The 22,493-nt window shown below is 36.2% G+C and carries 17 protein-coding genes and 4 tRNA genes; 9 read left to right on the forward strand and 12 right to left on the reverse strand.

Annotated features, from left to right (window positions below):
- Positions 1-5 precede the first annotated feature (5 nt).
- The gene (locus GQR44_RS11625) at positions 6-989 is read right to left on the reverse strand and encodes a sulfotransferase (protein ID WP_166371950.1); all 984 of its coding nucleotides are present in this window, start codon (positions 987-989) and stop codon (positions 6-8) included.
- 12 nt (positions 990-1,001) lie between these two features.
- Entirely contained in the window at positions 1,002-1,799 is a 798-nt protein-coding gene (locus GQR44_RS11630; RefSeq protein WP_166371951.1) for a WecB/TagA/CpsF family glycosyltransferase, read from the reverse strand.
- A 390-nt stretch (positions 1,800-2,189) separates the two neighbouring features.
- Here GQR44_RS11630 and GQR44_RS11635 point away from each other — a divergent pair, with 390 nt between their 5' ends.
- A complete protein-coding gene (locus GQR44_RS11635; RefSeq protein ID WP_166371952.1) occupies positions 2,190-3,200 on the forward strand; it encodes a hypothetical protein in 1,011 nt (336 codons plus the stop codon).
- A gap of 105 nt (positions 3,201-3,305) precedes the next feature.
- On the opposite strand, the gene GQR44_RS11640 is transcribed toward GQR44_RS11635, so the two are convergent.
- The 7 genes from GQR44_RS11640 to prsK all read right to left on the reverse strand — a co-directional run bounded on the left by GQR44_RS11640 (position 3,306) and on the right by prsK (position 13,692).
- Positions 3,306-5,930 carry a tetratricopeptide repeat protein gene (locus GQR44_RS11640; protein ID WP_166371953.1) on the reverse strand — a complete coding sequence of 875 codons (2,625 nt, stop codon included), beginning with the start codon at positions 5,928-5,930 and terminating at the stop codon, positions 3,306-3,308.
- A gap of 40 nt (positions 5,931-5,970) precedes the next feature.
- On the reverse strand, positions 5,971-7,323 hold the full coding sequence (gene prsR, locus GQR44_RS11645) for a PEP-CTERM-box response regulator transcription factor (protein WP_028867348.1): 1,353 nt from the start codon (positions 7,321-7,323) through the stop codon (positions 5,971-5,973).
- A gap of 9 nt (positions 7,324-7,332) precedes the next feature.
- Positions 7,333-8,610 (reverse strand): hypothetical protein, encoded by a 1,278-nt coding sequence (locus GQR44_RS11650; RefSeq protein WP_166371954.1) that lies wholly within the window; start codon positions 8,608-8,610, stop codon positions 7,333-7,335.
- A gap of 14 nt (positions 8,611-8,624) precedes the next feature.
- Entirely contained in the window at positions 8,625-9,377 is a 753-nt protein-coding gene (locus GQR44_RS11655; protein ID WP_028867346.1) for an AAA family ATPase, read from the reverse strand.
- Position 9,378: 1 nt separating this feature from the next.
- A complete protein-coding gene (locus tag GQR44_RS11660) occupies positions 9,379-10,923 on the reverse strand; it encodes an XrtA system polysaccharide chain length determinant (protein WP_166371955.1) in 1,545 nt (514 codons plus the stop codon).
- Between the two features lie 2 nt (positions 10,924-10,925).
- A complete protein-coding gene (locus GQR44_RS11665; RefSeq protein WP_028867344.1) occupies positions 10,926-11,534 on the reverse strand; it encodes an XrtA/PEP-CTERM system exopolysaccharide export protein in 609 nt (202 codons plus the stop codon).
- Between the two features lie 118 nt (positions 11,535-11,652).
- Positions 11,653-13,692, reverse strand: a complete 2,040-nt coding sequence (gene prsK, locus GQR44_RS11670; RefSeq protein ID WP_166371956.1) for an XrtA/PEP-CTERM system histidine kinase PrsK — start codon at positions 13,690-13,692, stop codon at positions 11,653-11,655.
- 581 nt (positions 13,693-14,273) lie between these two features.
- Between prsK and GQR44_RS11675 the strand changes: the two genes are divergently transcribed.
- Positions 14,274-15,572 carry a PAS domain-containing methyl-accepting chemotaxis protein gene (locus GQR44_RS11675; protein WP_166371957.1) on the forward strand — a complete coding sequence of 433 codons (1,299 nt, stop codon included), beginning with the start codon at positions 14,274-14,276 and terminating at the stop codon, positions 15,570-15,572.
- 213 nt (positions 15,573-15,785) lie between these two features.
- On the opposite strand, the gene GQR44_RS11680 is transcribed toward GQR44_RS11675, so the two are convergent.
- Both GQR44_RS11680 and gloB read right to left on the reverse strand, forming a co-directional pair.
- Complete coding sequence (locus GQR44_RS11680) at positions 15,786-17,390, reverse strand: LysM peptidoglycan-binding domain-containing protein (protein ID WP_166371958.1); 1,605 nt, start codon at positions 17,388-17,390, stop codon at positions 15,786-15,788.
- Positions 17,391-17,481: 91 nt separating this feature from the next.
- Positions 17,482-18,249, reverse strand: coding sequence for a hydroxyacylglutathione hydrolase (gene gloB / locus GQR44_RS11685; protein ID WP_166371959.1), 768 nt, complete (start codon positions 18,247-18,249; stop codon positions 17,482-17,484).
- 37 nt (positions 18,250-18,286) lie between these two features.
- On the opposite strand from gloB, the gene GQR44_RS11690 reads away from it, so the two are divergent.
- Complete coding sequence (locus tag GQR44_RS11690; protein WP_028867339.1) at positions 18,287-19,018, forward strand: methyltransferase domain-containing protein; 732 nt, start codon at positions 18,287-18,289, stop codon at positions 19,016-19,018.
- Positions 19,019-19,060: 42 nt separating this feature from the next.
- Here GQR44_RS11690 and rnhA read toward each other — a convergent pair whose 3' ends face one another.
- Positions 19,061-19,522 carry a ribonuclease HI gene (rnhA, locus tag GQR44_RS11695; RefSeq protein ID WP_028867338.1) on the reverse strand — a complete coding sequence of 154 codons (462 nt, stop codon included), beginning with the start codon at positions 19,520-19,522 and terminating at the stop codon, positions 19,061-19,063.
- 79 nt (positions 19,523-19,601) lie between these two features.
- Between rnhA and dnaQ the strand changes: the two genes are divergently transcribed.
- The 6 genes from dnaQ (at position 19,602) to GQR44_RS11725 (ending at position 22,268) form a co-directional block, all read left to right on the forward strand.
- Positions 19,602-20,318, forward strand: a complete 717-nt coding sequence (gene dnaQ / locus GQR44_RS11700; RefSeq protein WP_028867337.1) for a DNA polymerase III subunit epsilon — start codon at positions 19,602-19,604, stop codon at positions 20,316-20,318.
- Positions 20,309-21,574, forward strand: a complete 1,266-nt coding sequence (locus GQR44_RS11705; protein ID WP_166371960.1) for a hypothetical protein — start codon at positions 20,309-20,311, stop codon at positions 21,572-21,574. The genes dnaQ and GQR44_RS11705 overlap by 10 nt, the downstream gene beginning before the upstream one ends.
- Positions 21,575-21,739: 165 nt before the next feature.
- Positions 21,740-21,816, forward strand: a tRNA-Asp gene (locus GQR44_RS11710).
- An 87-nt stretch (positions 21,817-21,903) separates the two neighbouring features.
- Positions 21,904-21,980: transfer RNA gene (locus GQR44_RS11715), tRNA-Asp, on the forward strand.
- Between the two features lie 60 nt (positions 21,981-22,040).
- Positions 22,041-22,117, forward strand: a tRNA-Asp gene (locus tag GQR44_RS11720).
- Between the two features lie 74 nt (positions 22,118-22,191).
- Positions 22,192-22,268: transfer RNA gene (locus GQR44_RS11725), tRNA-Asp, on the forward strand.
- Positions 22,269-22,493: the final 225 nt, after the last annotated feature.

Raw genomic sequence — 22,493 nt, forward strand, 5'->3', positions numbered from 1 at the left:
GATATTTATTCCGTATAACCGAGCGAGTTATGATATTCACCGGTAATTTGATGGTATGTTACAAGCTCACTTTCACTGAGTAGTGCTTTCCAGCGATCATCTAACTTAATCACTTCAGAGTCATCTAAACGCATGCCATTACCAACTACATGATGCTCAACAGTTTTAAAATCTAATCGTTTCAGAGATGGATCAACCCCTATAAATTCAAACAATTTATTTAATGTCTTTTCCGTATCATTGCATATATCTTCATAATGCACTTGCATCCAACTTTCTTTTGACATGGTTGCTAATAAAGCCTCTGTTTCTTGATTGCAACGTACCCACTCTTCAGCTCCAACTCCAATTCCGCGGCTATGTTCAGGTGTTTTACCTGCACCACCACCTCGGAATTTAGGATCTTTAGCATCAGCAAACTCAGAAGGATCTTTGTATGCTAACGAAACTCCACGGCCATCTCGTACGACCCAAATCACTTTTATATCTAAATCAGGGTTTCTTAGTAAATATTTTAAACGAATGCCTATTTTTGAAGAATCTACAACGGTTTCTACTCCAGCTTGCTCAGCAATAGAGCGTACATAATCTGCATTACGCTTTTGTAATAAGGGTAATTGTTTTCGCCATATTGGAGATAGTATTAACAATGAATCACGTACAAACTCCATAAATGGATCACGCACTAAAGGCCTAAGTAACCTATGCATATAAGGCGTTGCACCTGTTCGTATATCAGTACCTGCATTCGATATACAAAAATCATGGCCTTTAGTTTCCATTTTATCGGTTACGCCTTTCCAAAAACTACAATCTTTAGCAAGTGTTTTACAAGAGCACAAATAACTACTTTCATCACCAAGATTAATTGCTTTTAGTTCTCCAACACTACAAAGGTCTGGATGAGCACCTAATAACATGGCGGTCATGGTTGACCCTGAATGACTTGCTGCTGCTAGATAAACCAATTTTTGTTTTTTATGCTTCATGTGTTTTCTTCATTAGGATTTTTGAGGTGTAATTATTTCTTTTAATAACATACCGATAAATAAAGTATTCGTCACCAAGTAGCGTTTCCATAAACGACCAGGCTCTTGAAGTACTCGGTACAACCATTCCATTCCTAGTTTCTGCCAAATTAATGGTGCACGTTTAACTTTACCTGCAAATACATCAAATGATCCGCCTACACCATGCACTACTGGCACTTGCATTACGTCTCCCCATTTAGCCATAAATTGCTCTTTTTTAGGCGAAGTAATAGCAACAAATAATACATCTGCTTTTGCGGTTGCAATATTTTCAGCGACTTCACTTTGTTGATCATCAGAGAAGTACCCATTTTGGCGACCAGCAATGACCACACCAGGATAATGTTTATGAATTTGACGTTCAATTTCTTCTGATATTTCTTCCGCCGCACCTAAACAAAAAACACGATAACCTAATTTATTACCACGTTCTAATATGCCATGCATTAGATCGATACCAGCGACTCGCTCTGGTAATTTTTTATTAAGGATTTTACTGGCTAATACCACTGCACTTCCATCAGCAAGAATCAGATTTGATGAAGTAACATCTTCCCCAAGAGCAGGGTTACGCTTCATATTGACAACTTTAGCCGCATTTAACATACCGATATGCAGAGATTGTTTAGAAGTGATACATTCGTTAATAATATCTAGGGATTGGGACATGCCTAATGGATGGATATCGATACCAAACATTTTAATAGTGGGCGCTTGTACCTTATATCGTTTTAAAGGTTCATTTAATACGCAATTATCATCCGTCATTTGCCTGTCCTTAGCAGTTATATTTTATTATTTTACTATTATTTTAATATAATGATTGTTTATGTTACTTCAACTCTGAATAAGCAAATTAGCATAGCGAGTTCTATAGCTCTCTAGTTTAAACTACCTTCCAATAACCTGTTATTGGCTCTTGAATTCAGTAATAAGTTCAATAGTTATTATTGAACTACACAAATTAACTGCACAAATTAACTACAGGGTAATATTTTAAACTTAACTTATTGATATAATGACAGCTTTCGCTTCCATCGCACGGAGCCAAAATTAAGATGTAAATATTAACACAATTTAATACCATCTTTTCCGCATATAAAGATAAAATACTCATTTTATTACGTTAAGTCACTACAAATAACAGGGAATCTAACAATGCAGACAGTAGACTATTTAATAAGCTTAGATTACGAGTTGTTTTTTGGTAAAAATCCAGGCTCAGTTGAAAATTGTATGCTGAAACCTACGAAGCAATTAATCACTATTTTAGATAAACACAATAGTAAAGTTTGCTTATTTGTCGATGCGGGTTTTCTTGTTAAATTAAAAGAGTATTCCAATCAGTTCTCTGAACTTAAAGAACAATATAACGAGATTCAAAAACAATTATTATCACTATCAGAAGCTGGCCATGATATACAACTGCATATTCACCCACATTGGTTTGATAGTATTTATGATCAAACAGGTTGGCAGATTGACACAAGCCGTTATCGTTTACATGATTTTTCAGAACAAGAAATAGAAGAGATAGTAAGTACTTACAAAGCTGAATTACAACTGTGTAGCCATCGTCCTATTTTTGCTTATCGAGCTGGAGGTTGGTGTTTACAACCATTTATAAAAATTAAACAGGCTTTGCTAAATAATGGCATTTGGTTAGATAGTACGGTCTTTAATCAGGGTTATTCATCGGATCCAACACGACACTTTGATTTTAAGAACATGCCACAACAGCCCTATTGGAGTTTCTCTAACGATCCATTACTACCGGAGCAATCTGGTGAGTTTGTTGAATTACCGATCAGTGCCTTTAAAACCTCCCCCTTCTTTTTCTGGAAACTTGCTTTTCACAAAAAATTCTCAAGTAAGCAATTCAAACCTTTTGGTGATGGCCAAGCAATGGTAGCGAATAATCACTATTACTTTCAAAGGCTAACACAAAGCACCTATGGCCCCGTTATGATCGATGGCGCGAAAGCTGGACAACTACAAAGTGCCTTTCATAGGCACCTTAAGCAAGGGGACGCTAAGGGGATATTTAATATCATGGGGCATCCCAAAAGCCTTGCTCCTTACTCTTTACATAAACTAGATCTGTTTTTGAGTAAGAATAAACAATTGCACTGCAAGACCTTTCAAGACTTGGTTCATTTAAAAAAATAAAGCAAACGAAGTAAATATTCATGTTCATGTAAAAATAAAGCCTCTCAATCATTGTTTATCAACGATTGAGGGGCTTTTTACAATATTACTTTTTAAACTAATTTATTATTTTTCAGAAACTAAAGACCAATGCTTTTTAATTTCAGTATCATTTGGCATTAATTCCAGCGCTTTTTTCAGTATTGGTTTTGCTTGTTCATATTTACCCGCCTGATATAAGATCCAACCGTAAGTATCTAAAACAGCACCATTATTCGGTGCGACTTTATAAGCCCTTTCAGCCATTACCTCGGCTTTAGGATCCCCACTTAATGAATATAACCAAGCTGCATTATTCAAGCTAGCTACTTGATTAGGAGCAACCGATAGAACTTTCTCATAAGCCGCTATCGCTGCTGTATTATTACCTTCACCTTGCAATACCATGCCATCATTTAAATTTGCATAAACACTGTTAGGTGATTTTTCTTTCCATTTAGCTAATAAATCACGCGCTTTTACATTATCTTCAACTTTATAAAAGTTATATAACTCAAGAGCAATTTCCTCTGTTGCACTTTTATTCCATTCAGCTTTTAATAACTGCTCAGCTTTGACTTTATCTTTCTGTGCTAATGCTAATTGAGCCTGTAATAGTACGACTTGAGGGTTGTCTGGCAACATAGATTCTATTTGCTTCAATACTTTATCAGCTTCCGTATATTGCCCTGAACGCGTCTCAATTGTAGCAAGTCTAATTAAGAACAATGGTTGTTCAGGCGTTAATTGCAATTGCGCTAATGTTAACTCCCTCGCAACAGGGTAATTACCCTCTTGCATTGCCATAATAATTCTTACATTACTTATTTGTTGTTGTAATTGATCGGCTTTATCTTTTAACTCAACGGGTAAATCTGATGCAGTTTTAACCAGCAGATCTGCTTCGGTTAAGTTATTACTTTGATACTGATAATCAGCTAATACTAACGCTAAAATATTAGCCTTATGTTTATTGGATAAGTAGGTACCAACTGTTAGAGGATCTTTTTGCTGCTGCTTAAGGCTAACAACTGCACCATAATAAGCTCTTAATTGGTCTGGATATAGCGTAATTATTTTATCGTATTGCTCAAAAGCCGCTTTCCAATCTTGTTGAATTTGCTTGCTTTGTGCTAAGCCGTAATAAGCCTGCACATCATTATCAGATTCTTCAATAATGCGATTAAAATGATCCTCAGCAAGCGAGAATTGATTACGGTATAGATAATAATTTGCAACTAATAAACGTGTTTGTGCCACGCTACCTTCTTTCTTAGCCAATTCAGTAATAAATTGATCTGCTTTATCTAACTCCTTTAATTCAATTAATTTTTTTAAATAAGCCGTTTGCAAAGGAAAATCTGAGTTATTTTTTTGCAGACCTTTTGCTAATACATCTAGTACTTGTTGTGATTGTTCTGGCGTTTTAGCAGTAATATAACTACTTGTTAATAAAGGTAGTTGAGAAGAATCTGGAAATAGTTTTGCGATTCGAGCAAGCGCGATGTCAGCTTTATCAAACTCACCTTCTGAAATAGCAGCAATGGTATAAAGTGTTAACGTATCAAGTCGATTTTCATAGTCAATCACATCATCTAATATCGCTAATACATCATTACTCTGATTTAGCTTAAGCTGCGTCATTGCATAGATTTGAGTTAATTGTGGCGTATTCACTTCAGGGTCGATCATACCTGATAGGTATTTTTCAGCACCGTTGATATCGCCCTCAGTGTATAAAATGACACCTAACATGGTCGACGCTTTATTATTTTTTGCATCAATTTTTAAGATTTCATAAAGCTCTTTTTTTGCTTTCGCTATCTCTTTTCTTTTGTAATATTCCTGTGCTGAAGCATAGTGCTCGTTGATAGTGGTTGCTGTTGGAAATTCATCACTTAGTATACGAGAGTATAATAAAGCTTCAGAGCTACGCCCCTGTGAAGTTAGAATGCTTGTTAGCGCTCTTAGAATACCAATACGCTCAGGCGTAAAAATATCAGATGACGGGATCACTGTAAGTGCATAAGATAATGTTTTTTCAGCATTTTCTATTTCTCCTTTACCCATTAATAGAAAGCCTTTAAGCATTAAGCCTTCGATATTTTTTTCATCCACTTGTAATGCACTATCAAGTAATGAAAGAGCATTCTGCTTATTACTCTGTGCTGCAGCAATGCGTGCTTCACCAATTAAACCTTCGCTTTTAAAGTCAGAGGTCGTCTGCAGTTCTTTGAATAATGACAATGCTTGTTTACCATTATCTTCAAGTAACAGTATTTTTGCTTTTAACAATTTAAATTGATTAGCATCTTGAGATAACAAATCAGCATGCTGCTCAATTAATTTATTTGCAGAAATAACCTTGCCACTACGTTGATAAGACTCTAACAGTAGTAAGTAATAATCTGCATTTTTATCGCCTTTATAAGCCTTTAAAACCTCAATCGATTGATTAGATTGCCCTAGTTTATTATAGGTTTTTGCCAAAATAAGATAACCATCACTATAATTGGGATAAGCAGTAATGGCATTATTGGCAGAGTTTATCGCAGCTTTAAATTGACTCTGCTCTAAATAAGTTTTGCCTTGCTGAGTATATTGAGTCAAATCAGCAACATTGGCTGATTCAGGATCTCCATTGCAGCCAACCATAAGCAAAGAGCTTACTAATACAAATGAACTCAAAATGCCTGTTGTATGTTTTTTCATGGTATTCCCTTTTATAAAAGGTAGTTGAAATTCATTTTAATTATTGCATATCATATTTTTTCATTAGGTCATAAAGCGTGGGTCGCGTGATACCTAAAGATTTTGCGGCCGCGCTTACATTATGATCAGATGCAATTAATGCTTGCTTCAACGCACTTACTTCTGCATTTCGTCTAATTTCTTTTAGGTTAAGCGGTGTCGTATCGGCATTCACTAATCCTAAATCTAAAGCACTGATGTATTTTAAATCGCACATGATAGCTGCACGTTTTATTTTGTTTTCCATCTCTCGCACATTACCTGGCCAAGTATGATTTTCTATGCCATTTATCGCATCTTCCGAGAAACCGATAATTTGTAATTTCTGTTTTTTTACATACTTATTAAGTAAATATTTAGCCAATAAAATTTTATCTGAACCACGATCTCTTAAGGGCGGTATATCTATTTGAATTTCTGCAATACGATAAAAGAGATCTTCACGAAACTCACCTGTAGCGACCAATTTTTCTAAATCTTTATGGGTTGCACATATAATACGAGTATCGATATTAATTTGCGTTCGACCACCTACTCGCTCTATTACTCGCTCTTGTAAAAAACGCAATAATTTAGCTTGCAGGTGTAATGGCATATCACCAATTTCATCAAGAAATAAGGTCCCTTTATGCGCCATTTCAATTTTACCGACGGTACTTTTAACTGCACCGGTAAATGCACCTTTTTCATAACCAAAGAGTTCACTTTCAATCAAGTTTTCAGGGATAGCTGCACAATTTATCGCTATCATCTTATGATCTTTTCGCAAACTAAGTTGATGCAGAGAATTAGCGATAACTTCTTTACCCGTTCCACTTTCACCAATCAATAAACAAGACGCATCAGTGGGAGCAATTTTTTCTATCATCGAGCATATTTTTAACATCTTAGTATCGCTAGCAATCAACCCATTTAACATTGATTCTTTTTGACTGCGACTGCTAAGCTGACGATTCTTCTCTTCTAGATGATAGATATGAAAAGCACGTTGCACGATAAGATCTAAGGTATCTGCATCTACTGGTTTGGCATAAAAGTCATAAGAGCCTAATTTAACGGCCTGCATTGCATGTTCATTACCCTCATTACCTGTCATCACAATAATTTTCATATAAGGATGTAAATGAAGCGCCTGCTGCAATAATTCAAACCCTTCGGTCACACCATCCTCATCGGGAGGTAGCCCCAAGTCTTGGATCATGACTTTAGGCTCATGTAAACGAATAGCAGAGATAGCTTCTTTTTGATTGGCGGCAATGACAACATTATAATCAGAAAAATGCCATTTCAATTGGGTCTGTAAGCCAAGATCATCTTCTACTATCAGTAACGTATCAGCTTTTTTATTTTTCAATATCTTTCCTTAATTCCTAAATTCAATTCTAGCTGTGTAACGCATTTCATCATAACTTGAGATACTAGCTGTAGACTGTTTTTCATACTCAGCTTGCAATGAGAAACTTAACCTTGGACGGAATAAGTATTTTGCACCTATGATGGCATTAGTGATTTGTTTATCGAAATCTGAAACCAGTGTTGACTCACTATATTGTAACGATACAAAAGAATTTAATTTTTCAGTGTTTTTGAAGTCGAAGCCTGTACTTAAACCCCAGCGAGGATCTTTTTCATCGGTATTTATATCTTTTTCTTGTTGATAATAAATATTGTTATTGTTGTTTAAGCGACTTGTAATAATAAATTTATGATCTAATTGGATCCTGTCTATCCATAATAACTGGCTATCGGAAAAGTCTTCACTTTCATTATCTGCCACATCAAGACCTAACCCTAAAGATGAGTCGCTTAACTCCCTTTCTGCGCTCAATGAAAGGTTATGTTTAGCGAATTGATATTGGTAAGCTAATTTGAAAATAGCACCAGTTTCATCACTGTTATCATCGCTTAATTTGCTATAACCCAATTGCACTAAATAAGTACCGGCAACCAATTGCCCTTCGATAGAGGCATTAACACTAATCTCTTGATAGTCGGCCCCTGTATTGCGATATTCAACATCACTCATATCACTAGAAAGTTCGAAGCGAGTTTTAGTATTTAATTTATGGTACCAAGCCAATCCAAAAATATTACGATCTGTATCATCGTCATCATTATCGCTAAGACGTGTTGCTATATAATTATAACTAAGTTGAAATCCGGCGCGTTTTGAATAAGGAATGATCCAGACAGGATTGACAGTGAATACATCCCTGTCTCCACTATTTTCAGGTACATCACTGCTTGATTGGTCGAGTAAATATGAACGCCTAAAATGGCTTAAATTAAGCATCAGATTCTTACTAAAAATCTCCTGCGATAAATTTAAGCTACCCGAGATATCGCTTTCATCATCAGTTTCATCATCGCTATAAGTTGAATAAGAAATAGTGTAATCAAGTGCGGTCAAATTGGTCGCGGTTTGATTAAAATAACCCAAGCCAAGATCAATCGTTTGCTCATACCCTGACTCTTTGTTCACACTCGATTTATTAATGTTATCACTCTGTGCATGCTCAATACCCAATGAGATATAACGATCACTCACAGAAGCAGGCAAATCACTTGCAATAGCGGTGCTTGACAATAATGCCATTAAGCTCGTTTCTATAAATTTAAAACTACATTTTTTTAATTTCATATTCACACTATCGACTATTGATTATTAAGAACCAATCCAGCTAGCTTATCTTTACCGATTGCATCGACGCCTGCTTCCACTTGCGAAGAGTTCGATTGACCATACCCAACAACTAAAATGGCGGTATCGCAAATTGAAGCTAATATCTGAGTTTCCGCGTATAAGCCAATGGGGGGGGTATCAATAATGATAAAACGATCTGGATATCGGTTTTTAACTGAGTTAATAAAATTTTGCATATTAAGTGAAGAAAAGAGCTCTGCAGCATGAATAATATTCGTACCAACAGGTATCACCCTAACTCTAGGAATACCAGATGGATAAATAATATCTGTAATAGCATCAGTGTCTCTTGCTAACAAATTAGTTAACCCGAGCGTTGGCTCGTTTTTCAAATAGGAAGCAATTCGAGGTTTATAAATATTACAATCAATCACTAAGGCAGTTTTACCTTGATCTAATGCAATACTGGTCGCTAAATTCATACTTACATGACTAGTACCTGATTCTTGAGAGATCCCGGTTACCATGCACACAAAGTTATTGTTGTCCATTTTATTTAATAGATTAGTACGTAATTCGCGGTAAGCATTTAGCGTTTTATAATCATCAAGACCAGGATAAATGATTTTACGTTCATCCAATTCCTTTGACGAAAGCAAGGCTGTTTCAGCCATCTCCGTTATCTTACTCAGTTGCAGCGACTCAGGCGTGAAGGTATCACGACTTTGCAGGGCTGAAGAATTATTTGAAGAAGAATCAGACATATTAAAATGCTCCAAAATCAATGATATTTGTTAATGATGCACCGTATTTGTAGGCAACAGCGATAGCGACATAACAAGATAAACAAGCAATATAATAAAGTAAGAGGAAAGTATTATGTACCCGCTTACGCCTTTTCTCAGCATTACAAAGGGCATGTGGAATACCTGCTAATAAACTAACACCTTCAAAATCTTTTATTTCAGAGGTAAATCGAATTTTTGAATCAAGCATGATTTTAATAACAAAAATAGCGATCATAATAAGTAAAGCAACAATAGGCCCCGCAGCAAAAAAGTGTATAAAACGCGCACCAATAGGGGTATTCGGGTAAGTGGCTGCTTCTTGCAGTTTATAGTTCACCCCTTGGCCTTGAATATCTAACACCATAGAAATACGTGCTTTTTCTTTTTTAGTTAGCATTTCTTCATATTGCTCTTGAAATACACTGTAATCACGGGTTAATTCAGACAATTCCGCTTTATTATTCGCAATACGTTTACGTCGTTCATAGGATTCATCTAATAATTCATTAAATGCCTTAAGTCGATTTAACAGGGTTTGATGCTCAATTCTTGCAGCAGATAATAAACTCCGTAGCTCTCCATACAATGGATTAAGATCTGAATTAATAGGTTTGTTAGCTTGTTCGCCATTCGCCAAGTCAGCGAGAGTATTCTCTAAATCATTGATTTTATAATTAATATCAACAATTGCAGGATAACTATCTTCATAATTGATCAGCAAAGCTGCTTTTTCTTTTTTCAGCTCTCTTAATTGAGATTGATAGACTGACGATTCATAATTATTACCAACTAACTTATTCTCTCTAGAAAGTTGCTTTTGTAAGTTCCAGACTCGTGTATTGCTTTCTTGAACTTGTATGTTCATCTCTTCAATTGAAGAGCGTAATGAAGCAATACGAGAATTTACTTCAGATTCCGTACCATCGAAGTTAGATGATTGAAAACTTTTGAGTTTTTCCTCTGCTTTTAACAGTAAATCTTTATAAGATGCTGTTTGTTGGTCAATAAAGTTATAAGCACTTCGACTTTCCTGACGTTTTGTATCTGCGCTATCTTCAATAAAAACGGATACCACTTTGTTCAGCACTTCAAAGGTTCTACTTGCAGTATCGTCTTTATAGGAAACTTGAATGTAGTTACCTGACTTACCCGTTACAGTCAAACCACCTCGAATTTGACTAATTTTAATGTCTTTTGCTAAGCCAGCAGGGAACGTATTTTCACCATAAACGCTATCGATCACTTCCGATAAAATACGCGGCGAATAAATAATATCACGCACCTGGTCACTTCTGTTCTGCTTTAACTCGGTGACAGAGGCTTTCGAGCCTAATAAAGGTTTAATGATATTTTGATTATCAGCATAAATAGTAATCGAACTAGAATAACTCGGCGGTCGTAACATGCCTACAAACATGATAGCAAAGCTAATAATGGTCATTAAAAAGGCCACTTTAAACTTACGCTGACATATCTCTCGCCATGTTACGGCGACATATTTAAAAATTTCCGTAATATCCATCTTTAAAATACACTCTCAGGAATTATTAAAATGTCAGATGGACGAAGCAGATAATTAGTATCTAAAATGCCTCTGTTTAAAATATCATCAACATTAACATGGTAAGGTTTGATGCCATCAGGTGTGTTTCTGTACAAAATTGCTTCATCTGCATTTGCAAACTCTGTTAAACCGCCAGCTTCCAACACTAAATCTAATACATTTAAATCTGTGTAATAAGGAATCGATAATGGGCCGTTAACTGCGCCTGTAATACGTACACGACTTGAATAAGAAGCACTATTAGCACCGAGCACAATAACGGTTACGTTAGGGGCACGGATAAATTTACTTAATTTATCCGCAAGTTCTGACGCTAACACTTCAGGTGTTAATCCTTGCGCTTGCGCATCCCCCACTAAAGGCATTGAAATTTTGCCATCAGGGCGGACAGGAACAGTGACAGAAAGATCTTGGTTTTTCCAAACACTGATTAATAACTGATCATTATTACCTATTTTATATTCTGAAAATTTAACTTTATCCGAATAAGGTTCTTCATGTAAAACAACTGTTTTTGCACATCCGCTTATCATCACAGTACAGAGAAGCGCTAGTAGATATTTATTCATATTTTTCTCTCTTTTTTAATTTAAGTGTAAATGCTAGTTTAAACCCAATTACGTTATTAGGAGATTACCCTAATTACTTAAAACAAATCATATTTATCTTATAAAAATGTTAATGCCGTTAACTTGCCATAGGCAAATAGATAGAAAACTTGCTACCGACCTGTGGTGTACTTTCGACAATTAACTCTCCTTTTAATGAATGTATGATTTCACGTATTTGATAAGCGCCTATGCCCATCCCTTGATCCTGCTTGGTACTATTAAAAGGTTGAAATAAATCATTCTTAATAAAATCTTGGTCCATACCTGTACCGGTATCTATAATATCTAACCAGATTTGATCATCTTTACAATTTAACAATAATTCTACACTCCCATCATTTTCAGTTGCATCCTGAGCATTTTTGATAAGGTGGTTAATAGCCATCAATAACTTGTCTCTATCTCCTTTAACCTCAGCATCTAAGCAAGTTTTGGTTAGTTTAGGTTGTGGGAAGTCATTCATATTCATTGCTACAGCTTGAGCTAATAACTCATGTAAATTAATCGTTTTTAACTCGTCACTGCCTTTTAATTTCTTTAATAACTGATCCATTTTTTTCACAGAATTAGCAATTGTAGCAATAACATCATCCACAAATTCAGGGTGATGTTTATATTTTTCAGCATTTTTAACCACTAAGCCCTGCTGTGCTATTAAGTTTTTAATGTCATGAATGGCAAAAGCAGAAACTTTATTAAACATATCAAACTGTTGATTTTGAATCAATTTTTCTGCCGCTTGCTCTTGATTAATATAGGTGGCAACTTGTCGCCCCGTTAGCTTTAATAAATCTAGATCTTCCCAGGTTAGTTTCTCATTTTCATTTAATTTTGTTTTGCAAAGCACCGCAAAACCAACTAAACCCGATGCTGCATTGAGTGGTAGCACGATCCAAGTATTTTGTACCGTTGCTATCCAGTCAGGTAAATCATTGTTGTATTGTGCATCGTACTTATTAGCAAATTTGTTAGCCTGGTAAACCCATTCTTCTTGCTCTAATTTTTGAATAAAATTGCTATGTATAGACTCTATCGGCAAACGTCCACTAAATTGTAATTTAGCAGTAGCAACACACGTATAAAATTGTTGACCTTTAACCCAAATTCCACCTGCATCACAATTAAATAACTGATTTAATGCGTGTAATGATACATCGTAACAATTCTGACTTTTATGTTGCTGAGAAAGCAGAAGATCTAGTTTTATCCATTGTTTTTTATAATCATATTTATGGGCAAAGAAATGTTTACTTGTCCAAACAACAAATCCCTCACGTATTTTCTCTGAAAGTGAAAGTGCAGCAATAGAAAAGACAGATAAAACGTATAACATGACTTTAGAGGCGCTTAACCAACTAATATTAAAGTAGTCTAGTGCCGAAGAAAATAAAGCAATCGAGATTAAAAATACACCTACCAAGGTCAAACTCGTATTAAAAAGAATGACACTATTTGACAACTGGAAACGACTACTTTCCTTTAATTGATCCGCATAAAATATAATACTGAGGGCTAATAATAAAGAAGTGACAGAGCTAATCACAGCCCTTGCTTGCCATAAAGACTGATCAAGGTCGCTATCGAGTAACAGCAGTGAAAACACTACTATATCGTAGGAAAAAATAATAAATGCAACTAACGCAACTAATTTTGTCATTCGACTAGAATGATCGCTTCTAATCAATTGCTCACAAACCACAAAGCCGAATAAACTCAGCATTATTTTAAAGTAAAGCGCTAAAATAGGTGAAGGAAAGAGCGCAGTATTATTAATGTTATAAATGAACAGCGTTAAGGTGATTAACAATGTGCCATACAAGCCATATGCCCATATATTAGGGAGTTTTGTTCCCCTCGCTAACATCAATAAATAAAGTAATACAATCACCCAAGCAAGGTATCGTAAAGACTCAATTAAGAAAAACCCCCAAGATAGGGAACCTGCAGAAATAGTATCAGGAACTGCGCCATGCCAAATCACAGAAACAACAGCGCAAGCGAAGAGGCTGAGTTTCACTCTTAACAATTTGACTTTAAATAAAATAATGACTGCCAGCGCAATTTCAACGCTACTATTCAACCAATGTATATCGCTTACAACAAGATTTAGTTCCATCTATATCTTCTCTGGCCCTGATAAATATGCGTAAAATAAAATCTATTAAATCAAAAATAGGTCTTAAATTGTTGAAATAAATCAATTATAGCTTTTATGGTAAATGGAAAGCAAACCTTGCTTATACGTATATCAAAGACATCCATAATCTACTGTCTAAAGATATAATATCCTAACGAGCATTTCAGGCGATTAAGATCCTATTACAACCTGAAGTAACTCTAATTATCAATCACCTAATTATTTTTTAAATATACTCAAGCTAGTTTTAAAATAAATGGAACATAGCAGACTTTTGCTTACTTCTTCGTTAAGAATGCTAGCTATTCACTAATACAAAGTTTCTCATGCTATTGAAATAAAAATATAATTTTTTAAAATATCAAACATATCTAATACTAAACATAACATCTTGTTTAATTAATTTTTTAGACTACTTTTACAGTTCTTCAGATAACGCTTAATAATCAATAATGTCTCTAATATCAATAATGTCTCTAATATCAATAGTGCATCAATAGTGCATCAATAGTGCATCAATAGTTTAATTGTACTCAGCTAAAGCCATAGGATGGAAATAAATGTTTAATAAGCACATAAAAAATGAGTTAAGCGATCATAAATTGATGCTTAAAACAGCTAACTCTATTGTAGATTCAATAAAGCACAGCGTAGCAACCATCGAATTCACTCCTGATGGCCAAATTATTGATGCTAACCCTTTATTTTTAAATGTAACTGGATACCAAAAAGAAGAAATTGTTGGCGAGCATCACTCTGTTATGTGCCTTCCTCAATATATCAAATCTGAACAATATGCCTCATTTTGGCAGTCACTTCGACAAGGTCACTCTAATAAAGGCACTTTCATGCGTAAGCATAAAAGTGGCAATATAATCTGGTTAGAAGCGACTTACTTTCCTATTACAGAAGATGGAAAAGTCACTAAAGTAATGAAAATTGCAGCAGATGTTACTGAAAAGAAAATAGCTTCATTAGCTAAAGAAGCGGTATTTAATGCTCTTGATAAATCACAAGCTATTATAGAATTTACACCTGAAGGGCATATTATTACTGCTAATAACAATTTTTTATCTGCAGTTCGTTATGATCTAAAAAGTATTCAAGGCAAACATCACCGCCTATTTTGTGAAGACTCATTTTACAAAGAAAACCCTACTTTTTGGGAAGATTTACAACAAAATAACTTCAAAAGTGGACAGTTTTTAAGAAAAGACGCTTACGGTAACGACCTATGGTTAGAAGCAACTTACAATCCTATTCTCGATGATAATAATCACGTAATTAAGGTCATCAAATTCGCGAGTGATATAACACATAACATTGAGCGTGAAGCATCAGTAAGAGAAGCGTCAACCATCGCCCATGACACCTCGTTAGCGACTATGGACATGATTGAGAAAGCATCAACAATGCTAATATCGTCAGTCAAAACCTCAGCAGATATTTCCGAACTCACCGATAAAGCCACTCAGCAGATTAACCTACTAAGTGAGCAATCGGATAACATTCAAGCAATTGTATCAACAATCAAAAGTATTGCAGATCAAACTAACTTATTAGCATTAAATGCGGCTATAGAAGCAGCACGAGCAGGAGAACAAGGCCGTGGTTTTGCAGTGGTTGCCGATGAGGTCAGGCAGCTTGCGTCTAGAACAACAGAGTCAACGAAAGAAATATCAGATGTTGTGGCGAATAATCAAGACGTCACTAAAAATGTCCAAGATGGTATTCATTCGGTTTCAGAGTTTGTTGAAAAAAATCGAGCTCAAATAAGTGCAATGGAAGCAATAATGCATGATGTTCAATCCGGAGCGCAAAAGGTATCTAAAGCGGTTGACGGGTTGAGCAAAGTTTAATTGTTTGTTTTACAACCTCCCCTTTTAATCTTCTACTCATACCTAAAACCTGCTCGTCTTATGGCTTGCAGGTTCTTATTTGTTAATGTTAGATACTAATTAATTAAGTAGCTATGTCGTTACCCATAAGATATCAAACAGCAACGATTAAAATGTAATACGGGCACTGAAGATGACAAGCGATTGTAGGCTTGATAATTACCCTGTAAATAATTAGGTATCCGACTTTTTCACATCAACATACACTTTTATTTTCTGCCCAGGCTTAATCATTCTGCTATTTTTAATATTATTCCAACGTACCAAATCAGCAGTTTTAACATTGAATTTATTAGCAATCCCGCCTAGAGAATCACCAGTCCGTACATGATAGGTAACATGGCGCATAATTTTTTTAGTATTAGCAAAAGTATTAACAGAAGATGCTTTCCAAATCTTTAACGTTTGCCCCAAACGGAGTGTTTGTTTCACTTTTAAACCATTCCACTTAGCTATTTGCTGAGAGGTTACTTTATATCGACGGCTGATATCCCAAAGCGTATCTCCTTCAATGACTTTATGAGTCACTTTTTTCTTAGTGAGCTGTTGACTAGATTCTTGATTTTGTAAACGTTTTGCCTGTAAAGATAAATATTGTTGTTGCGAAGCACTAGCGATAGGGATTAAAAGAGGTTGTCCAATTTTGATAAAAGAGCTGTTTAAATCATTGATTTGTTTTAATACACTCGTTGTTGTTTTATTCCTTTGCGCAATCATACTCAGGCTATCACCGGATTTAACGCGGTAACGATCCCACCGAATACGCTTATTTTTATCAACTTTGGCCAGTTTATTAGAAAACTCTTTTGCCACAACACTTGGCAATAGTAATTTATGAGGCCCATCAGGTGAGGTCGCCCAGTGATTGAATGCAGGATTTAACAGTTGAACCTCTGCAAGACTTAATTCGGCTAATTCAGCAGCATAGGAAAGGTCGATTTGTGATCCAATATCAACATAAGTTAATGCCTGTTTATTAGGAATAAAAGGTAGGTCGATATCGTATTTTTCATGGTTTCTGAGAATATCTACTAAGGCCAAAAATTTAGGCACATATTTTTCTGTTTCCTTAGGTAAATCTAAATTCCAATAATCAACCGGCATGCCTGCTTTTCTGTTTTTGGCAATAGCACGCTCCACTCTGCCTTCACCAGAATTATAAGCCGCAAAAGCATACAACCAATCATTACCTAAATAACGATGTAAAATTTGCATATATCGCAAAGCACCACGCGTCGAAGCATATACATCACGGCGTCCGTCATACCACCAATCCTGACGTAAACCAAAACGCGCCCCGGAAATTGGCATAAATTGCCACAAACCAGAAGCGCCAGCATAGGAGTATGCATAGGGGTCAAAAGTACTTTCAACAACCGGCAACAAAGCCAATTCGAATGGTAAATTATTGGCTTCAATTTGTTCTACGATCAACCATAAAAATGGCTCAGCACGCTTTGAAACTTGTTGTAAATATTTAGGGTGGCGAAGATAATAATCACGCTGTATTGCTATTCGAGAGTTATCAGGCACTTCAAAATCAAAACCTTCCGCTAATTTAAGCCACAAATTATCATAATGCTTTTTTGATAGCCCCTCTATTGCTTGGCTGCTTTCAATTTCAACAAGATTAGTTAATCCTTCTTCATCATCTTGCTCTTCCAATTCATTTCGTTCTTGATTGAAGATGGTTTCTTCTGGGAAATTGGCGGTTTGAAAGGAAGTACTTTGACAAGCGCTCAATAATAAAATAAAAAATAAAGGAAAAAATAGTTTCATAGTCGAGCCATTGATAAAAAGTAAACCAGATAGGTACAAATGCAGCCGTACCTACTTTTAAATTGAGCCAATATTAGAATCTAATAAACGATCAAAAGTTATCTTTGTAAATACGTAATGCTGCAAAGCATGGCAATCCAGCTTCAATAGGTTTTGCAAGTAAGTTTTGTAGATTATTAACTAATGCAGTATCAGAAGTACGTAAAAAAGGATTAATCGCTTTCTCACACTTGATCGTAGTTGGAATAGAAGGCAGTCCCTGCTGACGTAATTTACTTACTTGTTTAATATAAGCGAGCAAATCATTGTTGGTTGGGTCAACCTGCAGAGCAAAAATAAGATTATTCTGCGTATATTCGTGAGCACAATATACTTTAGTTTCATCACTCAACGTGCTTAAACGCGATAATGCGCTGTACATTTGTTGATGTGAGCCTTCAAATACTCGGCCACAGCCAGCTGAAAATAAAGTATCACCACAAAATAACATTTGATCATTAAAATAAACGATATGATCCAAGGTATGTCCAGCCACTTGCCATACTTTAAAGGTTAACCTGTCATCAAAAAAACTCACCTCAGCATCTTCATCTACTAAATTGACTTGATCAAACAGAGGTTGCTTAGCAAACACTTTAATATTAGGGTTGTCTGATAATAAATCTTTCACACCACCAATATGGTCATGGTGATGATGAGTAATAATAATTGCTTCAATGACTAACTCTTGTGCCGCTAAAATTTCAAGAACAGGCGCTGCGTCTCCGGGATCGACCACAACACAGCGCTGGCTTTGACTATCTTTAATAAGCCAAATATAGTTATCATTAAATGCAGCAATAGTTAAAACACTAAACATAATTTTTCTCAACTTTAAAGTTTAGGAGTGGAGGCACATGAAAACAGCAAAAACATCACGTATCTTAACTCCAATTACGGACTGGTTACAGTTAAGTAACGGGCAACGTCTTCAGGCACAAACTCAAGACCTTGTTAAGGATGCCATCTCACATTGCTTTGGTTATCACTTATTAAAACTAGGGCATCTAAGTACGCAATTAAAAACCGATAATTGCCCTATTCGCCATCAAATAAATTGCGCAGAGGATGGAGAAGATATTGGTTTACAAAGCGATTTACAACATTTACCTTTTCAAAACGCCACCATCGACCTGTGCATTTTAGTGCACGAATTAGATTTTTCTAGCGATCCGCATCAATTATTAAGAGAAATCGATCGCATCTTAACACTCGATGGTACCTTGATAATCAGTGGTTATAACCCCTACAGCTTTTTTGGGTGTCGAACATTATTAACACCTAATGATCAACATACCGCGCGCCTCTTTTCACCTAATCGAGTTATCGATTGGTTACATGTTTTAGGGTTTGAAATAAAAGAAAAACAGTACTTTGATTGTTTATTAGCACAGCCCAAAGGTCCTATCATGAGTCATTTAGGAAACTTTGGACGTCGTTATTTACCTTTTTTCTATAGCGTTTATTTCATGGTTGCGAAAAAACAAACCACACCAATGACGCCGATCAAATTAGGGTTTGAATTTAAACGACGAATTATTAATAATCAACCCGTTACTACTAAACAATCTCACTCAAAAAACACCTAAACAGTTCTTTTGCGCGATTAACAATATTATTTGCAGTGAATACTATTCTACATAACCTTCATCTTTTTGAGTTGGTTTAGCCTCTGCGGCTTCTCGCGCTAAATCGTCACAGCGTTCATTTTCAGGATGTCCTGAATGCCCTTTTACCCAATGCCACCTTACCGTATGTTTTTCTTGAGCAGCATCTAACGCTTTCCATAAATCAACATTTTTCACTGGCGCTTTAGCTGCTGTTTTCCAGCCACGTTTTTTCCAATTATGTATCCATTGTGTAATGCCTTGACGAACATATTGGCTATCTGTTGTTACATCCACCTCACAAACTTCAGTCAAACTCTCTAACCCTTTCACACAGGCTAGCATCTCCATTCGATTATTAGTGGTTCTCGCATAACCTTCAGAGAGTTCGCGGCGGTGCTCATTAAAGACTAAAATAGCACCATAACCTCCCGGACCAGGGTTACCAAGACATGAGCCATCTGTATAAAGTTGGATTTTTTTCATTATTACCATCACATAAATTTGTTAGACTAGTAAGCTAACATTCAGCTTAAACACGCAGCAACTATAAATAGAGATGTCTATGAACACAAGTAAACTCACCCGCCAAGTTGTACTGGATACAGAAACCACAGGTATGAACAAAGATGGTCTCATTTATGTAGGGCATCGTATTATTGAAATTGGTTGTGTTGAGGTTATTAATCGTCGCTTAACCGGTCGCCACTACCACGTTTATATACAACCGGATATGTTAATTGATCCGGAAGCGATGGCCGTCCATGGAATTACCGATGAGTTTTTATATGATAAACCTCGCTTTGCGGAAATCGCAGATGGGTTCATTGATTTTATTAAAGGTGCAGACTTAGTTATCCATAATGCGCCCTTTGATGTTGGCTTTATGGATCAAGAATTCCGTTTTTTAAATAAAAAGACACAACCTACTGAAGAAATAGCCACAGTTACCGATACATTAGAGATGGCTAAAAAGATGTTTCCCGGTAAACGGAATAATCTTGATATTTTATGTGACCGTTATGGTATTGATAATAAGCACCGAGTATTACATGGCGCTTTATTAGATGCGGAAATATTAGCAGATGTTTATCTACTAATGTCAGGTGGTCAAAAAGACTTAAATTTAGCCAATAATGAGTCAGGTAAAAATGATACTGGTCGACGTTTACGTCAAAATTTATCACCTTTATCTATTATTCATGCGAACCAAGAAGAATTAAAAGCGCATGAATCACGTTTGGATTTAGTAGAAAAATCAGGGAGCTGCTTGTGGCGGTAATCAATAAAAGTTGGATTGTATTTACATTATTAATGCTGGCTGTTGTCAGCTCTTTTGCGCATACGATCTATGCGCCCAATGACATTCCACTACTTGATAACCGCTTTAGAATTGACCCTAATACTGAACAAGTAACAATTATCTTAAATCACCCTAAACGTGCGCAAAAGACAGTGTTAGTACAACCCGATGGCAGTAAATTATTTGCTCGCCGCCACCCTGAAGAAAGTGTTGCCTGGTTCCATAATAACAGCCAAGATATTATAACCATTCAAAATCCGATGCCCGGTCCATGGCAAGCTATTGCAATGCTAAATGGGAATAATAGAATTCAGCTATTAAACCCTATCTCATTAAAAATCAATAAATTGCCGCTTAAAGTTTACAATAGTGAATATCTGACATCCCATGTATCTTTGATTAAAGATGGGCAGATAATGACTAACAAAGATTATTTGAAATATGCAAAGTTAACAGTTTCTATTGTTAGCGATCTGAAAAAAGTAGTCTCATTATATAGAGACGATGGCCAATATTATGATTCATTCCCTTTTGACGGAGAGCTAACGACTGATTTTTTCATGGACTTAGATCCTGGTCGGTATTTGCTGAATATTAAGACTAAAAATAATATTTTTATTCGTAACGTGAACAAAGACATTGTTGTCTTTCCGCAACCATTAACCTATACAATACAACCAGCCGCAGAGAATGCGAGTAGCGCACAATTAACGTTAATTGCAGATGAGTCTGAAATAGTCCCTAGCTCAATTATCATCGATGCCATGATCAGTAGTGTTGATAATCCACAAACACAACAATCTATCGTAAACTTCTCAGACCAAAAAGAAGCAAGTAATACACTTGTCGTTGATTTGCCACTCGCTTACGGTAATTACACTTACGCTGGAAAAGTATTTGCAACCACGGTAGATGGTCGTGAAATTAACTTTAAACTGCCAGATCAAAGCTTTGAATTAATAGCGCCAGCACCTGAAATCCCAGAGGTAAGTTCACTATTACCGATCACTTCAGAGGCCACTGCAACTATTTCAGGAGCAGAAGCGACGGGCGAAGCAACAGAGCAACCATTCCAATACCTATGGATATTAATAGCCTCATTTGCGTTGTTAATTGTAATAGCAGTGCTCGCAGTGATGTTTTTTCTCAAAAGAAAACAAAAAAAGCTAGCTGCAGATAATGGATTATCATTAGATGAATTGATCATTGATGAACCTAAACCGACTAAAAAATAAAATAAATAAGCTAAAAAACAAACGCTATGAACATAAAATAAGCACTTAGACCAATTACCTTGTAAATATTATGTTTTTTTTGTTTTTCGTTATTGACTCAGTACCTGCAACTCCGTATTATCTGCGCCTCAACGGAGTTGCATATTATGTAACGTTGATTTTGCTGGAGTGGTAGTTCAGTTGGTTAGAATACCGGCCTGTCACGCCGGGGGTCGCGGGTTCGAGTCCCGTCCACTCCGCCAACAATTTTTTTATAAATTCAGTTTTATAAATTTAGAGTTGGCAATACTATCTAGCAAAATCTAAAGTTGAACTGATGATTATCACGTGGAGTGGTAGTTCAGTTGGTTAGAATACCGGCCTGTCACGCCGGGGGTCGCGGGTTCGAGTCCCGTCCACTCCGCCAACTCATTTGCTTGCAAATGTAATAGATAATTATCAAAAGCTTGAACTGTAATACTCCAGTGGAGTGGTAGTTCAGTTGGTTAGAATACCGGCCTGTCACGCCGGGGGTCGCGGGTTCGAGTCCCGTCCACTCCGCCAACAGTATTATATGAAAGCTAAATGGTTTATTTCACCAGTATTAATTTATAAAGAAATAACTGTAACACACTCGTGGAGTGGTAGTTCAGTTGGTTAGAATACCGGCCTGTCACGCCGGGGGTCGCGGGTTCGAGTCCCGTCCACTCCGCCAACAGTGTGTTTAATCGAGATCACAACGATTTAAAATAAAGTGGTAAAACTGTTATACACTCGGAAGAGTGGTAGTTCAGTTGGTTAGACTCTTGTCTAATATAAGCGGCCTGTCACGCCGGCGGTTAACACCGTAAAGAGACAAAACTGTTATACACTCGGAGGAGTGGTAGTTCAGTTGGTTAGAATACCGGCCTGTCACGCCGGGGGTCGCGGGTTCGAGTCC

Source organism: Psychromonas sp. SA13A (assembly GCF_011378715.1).
Lineage (GTDB): Bacteria > Pseudomonadota > Gammaproteobacteria > Enterobacterales > Psychromonadaceae > Psychromonas.